Annotated in this window: 12 protein-coding genes; 5 read left to right on the top strand and 7 right to left on the bottom strand. The window is 61.1% G+C overall.

Annotated elements, in window-relative coordinates; translation table 11 throughout:
- Positions 1-347 precede the first annotated feature (347 nt).
- Together V7Q42_RS13305 and V7Q42_RS13310 are read left to right on the top strand one after the other, a co-directional pair.
- Positions 348-2,741 (top strand): MGDG synthase family glycosyltransferase, encoded by a 2,394-nt coding sequence (locus V7Q42_RS13305; RefSeq protein WP_333824576.1) that lies wholly within the window; start codon positions 348-350, stop codon positions 2,739-2,741.
- 67 nt (positions 2,742-2,808) lie between these two features.
- Positions 2,809-3,399, top strand: coding sequence for a TetR/AcrR family transcriptional regulator (locus tag V7Q42_RS13310; protein ID WP_333824577.1), 591 nt, complete (start codon positions 2,809-2,811; stop codon positions 3,397-3,399).
- Positions 3,400-3,493: 94 nt separating this feature from the next.
- On the opposite strand, the gene V7Q42_RS13315 is transcribed toward V7Q42_RS13310, so the two are convergent.
- The 6 genes from V7Q42_RS13315 to V7Q42_RS13340 are packed head-to-tail and all read right to left on the bottom strand — an operon-like array spanning position 3,494 to position 8,993.
- Positions 3,494-4,495, bottom strand: coding sequence for an NADP-dependent oxidoreductase (locus tag V7Q42_RS13315; protein ID WP_333824578.1), 1,002 nt, complete (start codon positions 4,493-4,495; stop codon positions 3,494-3,496).
- A 60-nt stretch (positions 4,496-4,555) separates the two neighbouring features.
- Entirely contained in the window at positions 4,556-4,924 is a 369-nt protein-coding gene (locus V7Q42_RS13320) for an SCP2 sterol-binding domain-containing protein (RefSeq protein ID WP_333824579.1), read from the bottom strand.
- Between the two features lie 30 nt (positions 4,925-4,954).
- Positions 4,955-5,800: an alpha/beta fold hydrolase gene (locus V7Q42_RS13325; RefSeq protein WP_333824580.1), complete on the bottom strand. Its 846-nt coding sequence runs from the start codon at positions 5,798-5,800 to the stop codon at positions 4,955-4,957.
- Positions 5,801-5,829: 29 nt separating this feature from the next.
- Positions 5,830-7,251 carry an NADH:flavin oxidoreductase/NADH oxidase family protein gene (locus V7Q42_RS13330; protein WP_333824581.1) on the bottom strand — a complete coding sequence of 474 codons (1,422 nt, stop codon included), beginning with the start codon at positions 7,249-7,251 and terminating at the stop codon, positions 5,830-5,832.
- 33 nt (positions 7,252-7,284) lie between these two features.
- Positions 7,285-8,154, bottom strand: coding sequence for an alpha/beta fold hydrolase (locus V7Q42_RS13335; RefSeq protein ID WP_333824582.1), 870 nt, complete (start codon positions 8,152-8,154; stop codon positions 7,285-7,287).
- A gap of 50 nt (positions 8,155-8,204) precedes the next feature.
- Complete coding sequence (locus V7Q42_RS13340) at positions 8,205-8,993, bottom strand: SDR family NAD(P)-dependent oxidoreductase (RefSeq protein ID WP_333824583.1); 789 nt, start codon at positions 8,991-8,993, stop codon at positions 8,205-8,207.
- Between the two features lie 108 nt (positions 8,994-9,101).
- Between V7Q42_RS13340 and V7Q42_RS13345 the strand changes: the two genes are divergently transcribed.
- Both V7Q42_RS13345 and V7Q42_RS13350 read left to right on the top strand, forming a co-directional pair.
- Positions 9,102-9,659 (top strand): TetR/AcrR family transcriptional regulator, encoded by a 558-nt coding sequence (locus tag V7Q42_RS13345; RefSeq protein WP_333824584.1) that lies wholly within the window; start codon positions 9,102-9,104, stop codon positions 9,657-9,659.
- The gene (locus V7Q42_RS13350; protein WP_333824585.1) at positions 9,656-9,799 is read left to right on the top strand and encodes a hypothetical protein; all 144 of its coding nucleotides are present in this window, start codon (positions 9,656-9,658) and stop codon (positions 9,797-9,799) included. Before V7Q42_RS13345 ends, V7Q42_RS13350 begins: the two co-directional genes overlap by 4 nt.
- Before the next feature lie 48 nt (positions 9,800-9,847).
- Here the strand turns inward: V7Q42_RS13350 and V7Q42_RS13355 are convergent, their stop codons facing one another.
- Positions 9,848-10,855, bottom strand: coding sequence for an AraC family transcriptional regulator (locus tag V7Q42_RS13355; RefSeq protein WP_333824586.1), 1,008 nt, complete (start codon positions 10,853-10,855; stop codon positions 9,848-9,850).
- A gap of 167 nt (positions 10,856-11,022) precedes the next feature.
- Between V7Q42_RS13355 and V7Q42_RS13360 the strand changes: the two genes are divergently transcribed.
- Entirely contained in the window at positions 11,023-13,284 is a 2,262-nt protein-coding gene (locus tag V7Q42_RS13360) for a fatty acid desaturase (RefSeq protein ID WP_333824587.1), read from the top strand.
- Positions 13,285-13,303 lie beyond the last annotated feature (19 nt).

Here is a 13,303-nt window from a genome sequence, read left to right on the forward strand (position 1 = left end):
GCGAGTCGGCAGCCCAGTGACGCCGCGTTATATGGGCGTCACCGATTGCTTCGCACCGTCACGCGCGCTGACATCCATGGTTGTCGTCAGCGGAACTTCCGGCCGACTTCTCACCATCGATGGTTGCGTCTGTCCGGAGGCTGCCCCCTCAATGCGAAATTGTAAATGAATCAAAATCGCGCACGGATTTAATGGAATGCGTTCGCTGGACACCCTGGCCAAAAAAACACTCGACATAAGGGCCGCACCGCATTAATCGTACTTAACGAACGTTCAGTAAATTTTCTTGCAACAGCGCGGACGACATCGGATTGTACGCATGGCGAGACTCGTCGCGGAGCACAGCGATGTCCAAGGTGGTTGTTTTCTATTCGACGATCGGTAACGGCCATATCAGCGTGGCCCAAGCGATCGCAGCGAGAATTGTCGAGCGGCAGCCGACAGCAAGCGTTGTCTTCAAGGACATCAGGGCTTTCATGAACCCCGCCTGGAGGGCTGTCGACGAGAGGCTTTATTGGCTGGTCGCCAACAATCTGCCCCAGAGTTTCGATGCGCTGTTCGCGTCCTTCTGCAACAGCGGCGCGCATGCTCTCTCCCTGACCGACATTTCGCAGAATTACGACGTCAGTGCCGTCCTTGCCTTCATCGAGGCCGAGGCGCCGGATAGCATCCTCGCCACTCACTATGGCGCGGCGCAGCTTCTGGGCGGCTTTCGTGAACAAGGCCTCCTCGGCAGTACGCCGATAGGATGGGTTCATACCGACTATTTCGTGAGCTACTTCCCCCGCATCTCCAGACGGATCGACCGAACCTTCGTCGCCCATCCCGAACTGGCGCGGAGCTGGCTGGAGGCAGGCGTTCCGGAAAGTCGCGTCACGTCGACCGGGATGCCGGTCGACGTCCCCACCGCCGGACGAACGGAGTGTCGTACCGATCTGGCCGACTACAGCCTGTCAAAGGATGTTTTCACCATCCTGATCATGACCGGGCGCAATGGCGTCGGCGACCAACGACAGATGATCGACAGCCTAGTTGCGTCCCTCGACCATCCCCTGCAGATCGTCGCCATCTGCGGCACCAACACGGCGCTGAGAAGTAAGCTTTCTGCCCATGCGGCGACGCTCGCCGCCACGGTGAAGCTGATGCCCCTCGGCCTCGTACCGCACGCCGCCGCAGCCCGCTTGATCGGAGCGGCCGACGTGGTGGTCACCAAGGCCGGCGGCGTTACGCCGTCGGAAGCCTTCCGCCTGGGCACGCCAACCGTTGTCCTCGACGTGATCGGCGGGCACGAACGGAAAAATGCCGAGATGTTCGCCCGCTGCCGCCTGGCGTGGGTGTCGCCGGAGACAACTCTGTTGGGCGAAACCGTCAGAAGGCTCATCGGCGACAAGAAAGCCCTCGCCGATATGCGAGCGGCGCAGGCCGCTTATAGGCAGGACAGCGATCTCGAGCCGATCCTGGATTTCGTCCTCGGAGGATCATCGTCGATCCACGCCTTGCCGCCCGACTTCGGTCAGGAAAACGGCACGCCGGTGGAGGGGATAGACGCCGCGCTGGTGGAGGTCGACGCCACCGCACCGGCAGATATCGAGGTGCTGCTCTCCTATTCCACGGCGCGCACGCCGCAACGGATCGTCATGGAGAATCCGTTCGGTCACATCGCCCTACGCATTGGCGACAGAGTGTTCAGCGCCAATCATCTGGCAAGGCCTGACCGCGACCCGACCATCCTGCAGCATCTCACCCTCGGCGAATATCTTTACGGCATCCACTCGCCCTCTCCCTCGCAGGTGCATGCCAACACTTATGGCATGACCTACGGGCGTGAGACCCTGTCGCTGAGGGCAAGAGGCATCGCCCCGGCGCGCCAAGCGGCGATGCTGGCGGAGGTCGCGGCTATCGAATGGGGCTATCGCCGGGGCCATCTCATCTGGGATCGTCGCACCGAAAACTGCGCCGACCTCGTCGGCCGGATTCTCTCGGCCGGAGGCTGGCAGATGGACGCACCCAACGCCGGCCTCGGCCTGCCGTCGATGCCGCTCGATTGCTTCGACGCTGCCGATGCCGCCCTGCGCGCGGATGCCGCGCTCACCGTGCAACTCATCGCCTATCGGCAGGTACCGGGGAGCCACACTGACTATCGGTTCAGTCGGTTTCCCCTCTCTCCCTATCAGCCGCTCCGGTCGCTTTCCAACACGTTGCGCCGCGATGGCGTCGACCCGCTGGAAGGCCGTGTCTGCGCACAACTGATCCTGCTTCACGGCAGCCGGCGGCTTGTCGTCGAGGGGCTGGATACGCCGGCCGAAACTCGATTCAGCGGGGAACCAGCCGCCCGGTCGATCGAGCGGGCGATGCTTGCCGATCTCCACGCCCTGCTTTCCCAGGCGGCCCAGAAGCCGAAGCGGCGCGTCTCCGGCCTCGCAACGTCGGCGCGTCGCGCCGTGGTTCCGCTCGGCTGCGTCCAGGCCGAACGGCTGCGCCAGCTCTACGACGGCATGCTGGCCTATGAACCCGGCGTCGGTTCCGCGATCCGCCGGGCCCGGACCAGCAACACCGCCAAGCTCCTGGCGCAGTTCTTGGCTTCGTTCGCAAGCCGTTCGCACATCTTCTTCCGGCTCTCTTCCCGTCAGGTGCGCCGGAAGCTGGCCCTACGCCTTTCCCGGCGCGTCAAGCCCTTCCGACCGTGGAAACCGGCCGGGTCGGCCGCCGCGCGATCGGGGAGGCTCGAAACAGGCGTATAAGCCGGTCAGCTCGACAAGCCGACCGAACTTGCTACCGATAATGAAGATCATTCAATAAGATACCCCCATGGCCGATGGCGCACAAACGCACAACACAATCCTGATTGAAGCCGCCAAGCTTTTTGCTGCACAAGGCTATTCGGCCATCTCCATGCGCGACGTCGCCAACAAGGTGGGCGTTACGCCGGCCAATCTTTATTATCACTTCACTGACAAGGACACGCTGGTTCGGGAAACACTGGTTCACGTCCTCTCCGAGCGAGCTGGGGCCCTCGACACGATTTTCAGCGAAGCCAGGCAGCCGGCCGAACGCATCAGAACATTCGTCACCTGGCTTACCCGTCTGCTGTACGAGGACGAGGTATTTGCCCGGCTCGTGTTCCGAGAACTTCTCGATGGGGACGAAGGCCGGATCGCCTATCTGGCCACCACGATCTTTGAACGGCCCTTCCAGCAGCTGATCGACGCCACGGCTGGCGAGCGCCGGCTGGATGCCCGTCTGACGGCCGCCTCGATCGTCGCGTTGATCCTCGGTCATGTCCAGATCGCGGTGGCCCTCCCCTACCTGCAAGGCAGCGAACCCGCCCATGCCGATCCCGCGACGATCGGCCGGCATATCGCCTCGCTGGTCGAGCGCGTCCTTCAGCCCCCCGCTTAATGCCTGCCCGGCGAAGGGCTGCCCTCTGGATCTCCTGCGCGCCCGGTAGCGACAGAGCGCAGGTATGGTTGGCCTGGCGCCCAGTTGCTATGCATCAGATCAGCTGAACGACAACCTTGCCTTTTGCGCGGCCGGTTTCCAGATAGGCGAGCGCTTCCTTGGCCCTATCGAATACAAAGGTCTTGTCGATCACGGGCCGAATGCCGCCAGCGTCAATAATCTTGCCGATTTCTGCAAGCTGGCTCCCATCAGGACGCACGAATAGAAACGAGTAACGGACATCGCGCTTCCCGGCGAGGCGCATGATCTTTCGGCTCATGAGGCCGAAAACAAGCCGCAACAATGGATTCATGCGACGGCCGCGCGCAAAGGCAGCGTCGAGGGGGCCTATCAGCGAGACAATGATTCCCTTGGGATTGAGGATCTGCACCGCTTTTTCGATGCTGTCCCCTCGGATCGTGCCGAGCACCATGTCGTAGCCGCGAAGGATAGACTCGAACTCCTGGCGCTTGTAGTCCACGATTTCATCAGCGCCGAGACTCCGGACCAATTCGATATTCCCTGTGCTGGTTGTCGTTCCGACCTTGGCGCCAATATATTTGGCGAGTTGAATCGCAAAGCTGCCGATGCCTCCAGAGCCGGCAGGAATGAATATCTTCTGCCCGCTTTTCAGGCTGGCCCGCTCCACGATAGCCTGCCAGGATGTGAGGCCAACCATTGGAATAGAAGCGGCCTGCACGAAATCGAGGTTCGCGGGCTTATGTGCAGCGACCCGTTCCGGGACAGCGACAAAATCGGCAAGAGTGCCGCGGCTCAAGTCAAAGACGCTGGCGAAGACCGCGTCGCCGACCTTGAAACGCGTCACGCCGCTGCCAATTTCCGCGATCACACCGGCGACATCGCTGCCGATCGTCGCAGGAAGTCTGAACTTGAGCACCGGTTTAAATGTGCCCTTCGGTATCATGGTGTCGATCGGGTTCAGGCCGACGGCGTGGACCTGAACGAGGATTTCGCCCGGCCCGGGCGCGGGACGGGGCATATCCGCGTATTCTGGCTGAACGGATTTGCCGTAGCGCCTAAAGACGAGAGCTTTCATGGACGACTGCCTTACGTAAGAGGATTGGCGTTTTCCGGGGAAGATCGGCGTTTGCGTGGATCATTTCCCTGGTTTCAGAAAATCGGTGAGCCGCTGAAACCACATGACCTTGGCGAAATCGCCGGAAACCGACAGGTCGCCATCGTGAAGGCCTTGCAGGAATGCTCCCGTAGAGTCCTTCGCCGACAAGATGCGAAATCCTGCCGAAGCATCGGAAAAGGTCAGCGTGAAATCTGCTGCGGACGAGAGACCGGCGCCACTGGTGACGCGCCCGTTTGCGATCCGATAGTGGCGGCCGGCGCCGCCGGCCGTTCGGATTTGGAAGCACACATTTTTGCCCGACGCGTGTTGCGCGGCGTCTGCCCGCGTGCGGATGGCGCGCTGAAGCAGTTTTGCCAGCATCCAGAGCAGAAACTTGAATTTCAGCATGGTGAATACCTTTCTGGCGGTTTGCCGCTTCTATTCTTCAAGGAACTGCACTGCGTGACGAACGAAGCGCGTCGGATATTGGAATTGCGCGCCATGGGCTGCATCGGGATAGACGACGAGCTGCGCGTTCGGGATGTTCTGGACCATGTGCCACGAATTGATCGTGGGGATCATCACGTCGTTGACGCCGTTGAGGATGAATGTCGGCTGGCTGATCGTTCGCAGATGAGCGAAAGGGTCCGCCAGATCGAGCTTGGGCAGGAAATACAAGTTCGCCTCGATCTGGGCCTGCATCAGCGCCGACGAAGTCGGCGGGTCCGCGTCCTCACGGAGGTGGCGCCTCGCCCAGAAATCTCGGCCAGCCTGTTTTGCAGCCTCGGATGGCCCAAAAAACAGGAACAGGAAATCGTCCACAGTCGGCACTGGATTGACCGCGATGTCGCTGACTCCCGGGGCCATGTCGGGAACGCCACCACGCGGACCGGTGCCCAGCAACATCAGCTTGCGCACGAGGTCCGGGTGGCGCCGCGCCAGATCCTGCGCCTGATAACCGCCGAGCGAGAAGCCGAGCACATCGACCTTGGAAAGGCCAAGCGCGCGTATGACCAGCGCCGCATCATCGGCCATCGCCTCGATCCGCGTTCGCGGCTTTCCGGACGAGGACGCGACCCCGCGTCCGTTGTAAAGGATCACTTCACCGCCCTGCGCCAGTCCATCGGTCAGCAGCGGATCCCAATGATCCATGCCTCCTCGGAAATGCTGCATCAGGAACAGAGGCGGCCGCGCGCCGTCGGCGTTGCCAAACCGGCGATATGAAAACCGGTCGCCGTCCAGTTCCACATAGCGGGTCGGCGCCGTCAGATGGGTGTCGGTCATGTTCTATCCCTCTGGAGGATGCGCACGGCTCAGGCGCGCGCGCGCCGGGTGCGGAACGCGCCCCAACCACTTGTCAAAACCGCGCGAAGGAAACTTTTGAGCCCGCTTTCGCGCGGGCGCGGATCGCCGCCTTTCGCGATCCGCTTCAGCTGGGCGGTGTACCAGAAGATCTCCATGATCCCCATGCGATCGATTTTCGTGATGCCCGTTCGGATCGGCTTCACCTGCTCGGTTGGATCGCGGCCGGCGAGCAGATGTCGCGGCGCGTCGGGATCGATCGCCAGCAACCGGGCAAGGCCGACCACATCGAGCGCGCCGGACCCCAGCGCCGCGTTCATGGCCTTCACCGTGCGAAAACCGCCCGTCACCATGAGGGGCACACCCGGCGCCGCATCGCGCGCCCTGGCCGCGAAATCGAGGAAATAGGCTTCGCGCGCGCGCGTGGACGCTTTCTTGGTTTCGTCGATTCCGCCGCTCATTGCCGGCGCTTCATATGTGCCGCCAGAGACTTCGATCAGATCGATTCCCGCTTCCGCCAACGCCCGAACCGTTTCCAGCGATTCCTCTTCACTGAAGCCACCCCGCTGAAAATCGGCGGAGTTGAGCTTGATTGCGACGGGGAAGGCTGGACCGACCTGGCGGCGGATCTCCGCATAGACGGCCAGGACGAAGCGGCGCCGTTTTTCCGGGGAGCCCCCCCAGGCGTCGTTTCGCTGGTTATGATGCGGTGAAAGGAATTGGCTGATGAGATAGCCATGCGCGCCATGGATCTGAACACCAGTAAATCCGGCCATTTTGCAAACCGCCGCGCTTTTGCCGAAGCGGTGTATGATGTTCTCGATCTCTGCCGTCGTCATTTCGCGGGGCGTGGCGAACAAGCCTTGCATGTCCTCACGAAACGGCACGGCCGAGGGCGCCACGGTTTCGGCGTTCAAGCCTTTGGTCGCCTGCTTGCCCGGATGGTTGAGCTGCACCCAAATCGCGGCGCCTTGTGAAGTCGCCGCAGCCGCCCAGCGACGCAAGATGGGCAAGTCGGTTTCGTCCTCAATTGCGACATTGCCAGGCTCGCCGAGCGCGCGGCGGTCGATCATGACGTTGCCGGTAATGATCAGGCCAAGCCCCGATGCCGCCCAGCGTCCATACAGTGTCACCAGCCCTGGCTTTGGACGATTGTCCCAAGTGCCGAGGGTCTCGCTCATTGCTGCCTTAGCAAGACGATTGCGCAAGACGGAGCCGTTGGGCAGGGTCAGGGCATGGGTCATCGGCTCTGGCTCTGCGGAAACGATAGTCTGCATTGGCAGGTCCTTCATCGGGCGATGGCCCGGGTTGTTTCGCTCGACGCCCGCGAAGGCGTTGGAGGCGTCAATCCGCAGCGGCTCATCGGCAGACAGTTTCATTGCGGTCGGCTGCGAAATCGGATCGCCGGTCCCGGCCGATGTCGGATGATTCATGGTCTTGTCCTCGGTGAAGGCCGCGCGGCAGGATCAGTTGGCCAGGAAGGCTTTCGCTTCTTTCAGGAAGGCATCGTGGTACTGAAAAATACCGCCGTGACCCGCATCGGGGTACAAGACGAGCTTGGCGCCGGGGATGCGCTGCGCCATGTCTTTCGAGTTTTCGGTCGGCACCATGATGTCGTGATCGCCGTTGACCACCAACACGGGCTGGCGAACGGTTCCGAGCGGTTGCCGGGGCTGGAGACCCCAGGCCTCGATCGCCTTCAGCTGCCGCAGCATCGGGCCGAATCCCACAGCCGCGTCCCGGTCGTTCTTTCGCTCCTTCAGACGCGCGACGAACGCCTTGGCGGCACGGCGTCCGTTCAGACTGGATGTGAAGAACAGAAAGATCTTGGGGTCGCGGAAAGTAGCGAAGCCTTTGAATATCAGGGGCCAGGATACCGGCCCGACCTGCGCTATGCCAATCCCGCCCGCAGGCCCCGTTCCCGCGAGGATCACGCGCCGCACGAGATTTGGTGCATCAAAAAGGATCTGCTGGCCGACAAAGCCACCCAGCGAGAAGCCGAGGAGGTCGATTTGGCCGAGCCCGAGCGCGCGAATCGCAGCGATCATGTCGCTCGACATTTCCTTGATGGTCAGCGGCGCCTTGCCATCCGACTTGCCGATGCCGCGATAGTCGATCGCATAGACCGGACGATCCGTTGCCAACCCCTCGACGATCCGAGGGTCGAAATTGTCGAGGTTCGCGGCCCAATGATTGAGAAGCACCACGGGAGGAGCGCCCGCATCCGGCCCAAGTCGTCGAAATGCGAATCGCGTGCCGGCCGCCTGGACATGCTGGGTCGGCGCAGACAGCCAGTCAGCAATTTGATCGTCGTTGAACAAGCTTTTGTCGGTCATTGCCTTCATCTCTCGAAAGCGTGAATCGTTCGACGGTCCGACCTCGGACTTCAGGCATCGGCGCGATAGCGCGCGGCAGGCAGGGACTGAGCGAAGCCGGGAAGCATGCTTTGCCGCGCCGCCTCCAGCGCGTCCCAGCGCCCTTCGTCGTGAAGTGGCGGTATCGTCACGCCCTCGCGGCGGTCGAAGCCGACGAGTGCTGCGTCGACGAGGTCGGCAACCTCCATCAATCCCGACATGGTGTTCACATCGACGCCGGATTTTTTCCAGATTTCGGTGCGAGTCGCGGCGGGAAGAACGGCTTGAACATAGACGCCCTGCGGCCCGAGCTGGAGGCTCAGGGCCTGAGAGAGGTGCAAAACGAACGCCTTGGTTGCGCCATAGACCGGCATGCCGAATTCCGGAGCCAATCCCACGACGGAGCCGATGTTGACGATTGCGCCGTCACCAGCCGCGGAGAGGCGCGGGGCAATCGCGTGGGCGAGCCGCACCAAGGCAGTCGTGTTCAGCGTGACAAGCTTTTCGACATCGTCGATGCCCTGCTCGATGAACGCGCCGCCAAGATTCGCACCGGCGTTATTGATGAGAATGCCTATTTTTGTGTCGTCGCGCAGCCGGGCTTCGACCGCGGCGCGCTGCGCTGCATCGACGAGGTCGGCGGAAAGGACGTCGACGGCGACGCTGGTTTCGGAGCGCAAGCGCTGCGCCAACTCCTCCAGTCGCGCCGTGTCGCGCGCGACCAGGACAAGATCATGCCCGCGCCGCGCAAAGCGATCAGCATAGGTCGCGCCAATGCCGGTTGATGCGCCGGTGATCAGGGCTGCGGGATTGACACTCATGGGATTGCCTTCCAAGGGAGAAACCCGATATATGATGACCATCATCATTATGGCGTTATATGATGGCCGTAATGTAATAGTCAATCGGTGTCCGCGGAGATTTTTGCGATGAAGGTGAGCAGGGAGCAGGCGGCACAGAATCGCATCCGCATCCTGACCGAGGCGGCGCGGTTGTTTCGCGAAAAAGGCTTTACGTCAGTGAGCGTTGCGGAGGTAATGAAAGCCGCAGGTCTTACCCACGGCGGCTTCTACGGCCAATTCAAATCCAAGGATGACCTGATTGCTCAAGCGATCGCGTTCGCGTCGGGCAGCCAGTCCGACACGACTGATTTGAGCGCCTTCATCGACACTTATCTCTCGATCCCCCACATCCAGCATCCCGAACTCGGTTGTCCAATGGCCGCTCTGGCGGGTCTCATGCGCGACCAGGCGCCTGAAGCGCGGGCTGCCATGGCCGAGCGGCTTGGCGCGCACCTCGACAGTCTTGCCAATGCGATGCCCGGTGAAACTGGTGCGATCCGGCGGTGCGCGGCGATTGGAAGCTGGGCCGCCATGGTCGGAGCCTTGATCTTGGCGCGGTCGATCGATGATCCCAAGCTATCGTCTGAACTTCTCACCGAAACGCGCGCCTGGATCGATATGAAAGGAGCGGCAGGGAAAACATGACACTGGCGAGTGAGCGACGCGAAGCCATCGAAGCGGCGCTTCCCTACTGGCGCGAGGCGCAGAAAAGCATCGAGTCGCTGGTCGAGTTCTCTGAAATCACAGCTCTCGCCGATCAGCTTTCGCGTTTGCGGGAGAACTAAAGTTCCTGAACCATCCGAATGAGTTAGTGCACGAGATATAGTTAGCTCTCATAACTGTGACGGCGGAACTCCATACCACCGCCTATAGGCTCGACGAAAATTTGCTGTGTCGGTGAAGCCAAGCAGGTAACCTGCTTCCTTCACGCTCATGTTCCGGCCATTCAGATATTCCCGCGCAAGGCGGCACCGCACATTGTCCAGAATTTCCATGTAGGACGCGCCTTCGTCGTGGAGCCTACGGTGAAGCGTTCTCGGCGTCATGTTGAGGAGGCGAGCGGACACGCTTAACGACGGAAACGAACTCTTGTTTTCAAGCATGAGTCGTTCGAGTCGCGCTGTAATCGTGTGCGCCGACGAGAGACGGTCTAGCTCAAGCTTGCAGACGGCCAGCGCCTCCGACATGACCAGCGTATCGCGCTGCGTCAGAACCCGCTGCGCATCGCTCAGGTTGAAAATCATGCCCGTCCAGTTTTGTCCGTAGTCTACGGGGCAGCCCAGGAGACTGCGCGCCAGCTTGGCATGTGACGGCTCGGTCATTTGGAAGGCTATGCGTTTGCAGGCGCTGCCCGCCAGTGTCTTCGAGTCGGCGATATTCTTCACCGCAAACAAGGCGATTTCCGAAACGACATGGCCAGTGCTCCCGAGGCCCACGGCGGGGTCGAAAGAAACACACAAGGTGTCTCCATGTATTTTCGTTCTTATGGCGACCATCGACGTGCGGAGCGGCACATAAGTCGCGACAATCTCCATAGCTTCCTGGATCGAGCCCGCAGCGGTCGCCGCAAGCCCCATGATGCCATGAGCGCTCGGCGCGAGACCACGCCCGACGAGAAGCCCCAGGCCGCTTTCGCCAGTTGACGCCACGGCGTCGTCGATGAGCGCCCGATATGTCGCTATCTCGGTTTCGTTTCCCGACCGCGACAGGGAAGATTCATCAAGTCCTGCGCGCGCGAGCCATGCGGCGACATCGACGCCATGCGCGGCCACCTGCTGCGCAATCTGAGGAATGTAGTTGATCGGCGTGCGGCGATGCGCCGCTACTGTTGCGCGCTTCATCGGCATATTGGCGACCAATGACCCCAGATTGTCAAATCAACGGCTGGAGTCTGGCGATAAATGACCCCCTTTTGTCTTCCGCGGCACTATGCCGCGGGTAGGCTCGATCGTACTTTTTCAAAAAACGCCGGTCGAACCAAAAACAGGCGATCGCAAGGGAGGGTATCGTGTTGTCATTTTTCGGCAAGAGGTCGCCGCACAAGGCCCTGATAAACGGGAACTCCATCTCCGTCGACGCGGATGAGACATTGTTGCAGGCTGCATTGCGTCAGGAGGTCGCGTTTCCAAATAATTGCCGCGTCGGCGGTTGCGGCGCCTGCAAGTGCAAGCTCAAGAACGGCAAGGTCGCGGAACTGACCGAAACCGCTTATCTGCTGACCGAGAAAGAAATAGCAGACGGCTATATTCTCGCGTGCCAGAGCCGATTGACGTCGGACATCGACATCGAACTGGACGTCGACGCTGCCTTTTCGTCCGACCCTGTGCATGCGCGTATCGTCGGGCGCGAGTTCCTTACGCACGACATCGTGCGGATCGATGTGCAGCTCGATCGGCCCATCGCGTACAAGGCCGGTCAATACGCTGAAGTGACGCTGGCCGCCGTCCCGGGAGCGCCGCGATGCTATTCTTTCTCCACCGCGCCCAATCCGGACGGTCATGCCAGCTTTACCATCCGCCGTGTGCCGGGTGGGCGCTTCTCGACCCATGTGTTCGACAATGACGTGATTGGCCACGAGCTGACCGTGCGTGGGCCTGCCGGCGACTTCTATCTGCGCGATGGCGCAGAGAAAGTTCTGTTCGTCGCCGGCGGCAGCGGGCTGGCCCCGATCCTCGGCATGCTTGAGGAAATGGATCGCAACGGCGACCGCCGTCCCGTGACCCTGATCTTTGGCGCGCGACAGCGGAAAGATCTTTACGAGCTCGACCGGTTGGCCGCCTATGCGGCGAAATGGCCCGATTTCCGCTTTCTCCCGGTGCTGAGCGATGACGACGCCAACACCGAATGGACGGGGCTGCGCGGTCTGGCGACCGATTTCATCAAAGAGCATGCGGCGGGCGTTGCGGCGGCCTATCTTTGCGGGCCGCCGGCCATGGTCGATGCGGCGATCGAAGCGAACAAGGCAAGCGGCATTGCGCCGGACAAAATCCACGCCGACCGCTTTTTCGTTAAAAAAATTGAGAACACCGGTTTCTACGGCGCCGTCGGACTGCCAAAGGTAGAGAGAAGCCCTGCCACGGCCTGGGACTACTTGAAATTCATGCTGCTGCACCTGGTGGGCTTCGGGGCAATCGCGGCCTATCTCGCTGGCGGCGTTTGGATAGCTGTCGGACTTCTCGGCTTCATCGCGTTGTATGTCGGGGGCGATATGATCGCAGGGGATGATGTGGTCACCCCAAATTACCGCAAGCCATGGATATTGACGTTACAATTGTGGATGGCGTTGCCCATGCTTTCGGCGATCTCCATCTGCTTCCTGTGGTCGTTGGCGACAGGCGATCCTCTTGGTCTGGGTAGCTTGGTGCAGAGCGTTACGGGCTATGACGCCATAGCGGCGCGCGACGCAACCGGGCCATGGACGCTCTATCTGTGGGGAACGGTTTATTTCGGCTTGCTCATTGGCTTTGTCGGTACGGTTACCGCCCACGAGCTAACCCACCGAACATGGGATCCCATCTCGCTGTGGATCGGTCGCTGGCTGCTGGCTTTCAGCTACGATGTCGGCTTCGCAATCGAGCACGTCTATGGTCACCATCGTTATGTCTCGACCGAGCATGACCCGGCGACGGCACCGCGTGGCCGCAATGTTTATTTCCACATCGTCGCTTCGACGATCAAAGGCAATATAAGCGCGGCGAACATCGAAGCGGACCGTCTGAGACGGAAGCACCTGCCGGTGTTCTCTCTCCATAACGCTTATATCCGTGGCTTGCTGATGAGCGCCGCACTCGTCGTCGTGGCCTTCGCAATGGCGGGCTGGACAGGCGTTCTGTTTTTCTCGATCGGCGCGCTCTGGGGGAAAGCGCTCCTGGAGATCGTCAATTACATGGAGCATTATGGAATGGTGCGTTTGCCGAACCAAGCCGTTGAGCCGCGCCATTCGTGGAACACCAACAGCACGATCAGCTCCTGGGGCATGTTCAACCTGAGCCGGCATTCCCATCACCATGCCCAGGGCGAAGTTCCCTATCAGGATCTCATGCCCTTGCCGAGCGCGCCCGTGATGATCGGCGGCTATCTGGCAACGGTCATTGTGACACTGATCCCACCGCTCTGGCATCGGTTGATGATCCCGAAACTTATGCAATGGGACCGCGACCACGCTTCGTCCGAGGAACGGATACTGGCGTTGCGCGCCAATCAGCGAAGCGGACTCGCGGCGCTGACAGATTACGATCCGCGCGATTGGGCTTTGACGCCCGCCGAGTAAGTCGGGCCGACGGTTAGGC

It is taken from the genome of Pinisolibacter sp. (assembly GCF_036782435.1).
GTDB lineage: Bacteria > Pseudomonadota > Alphaproteobacteria > Rhizobiales > Ancalomicrobiaceae > CALBKH01.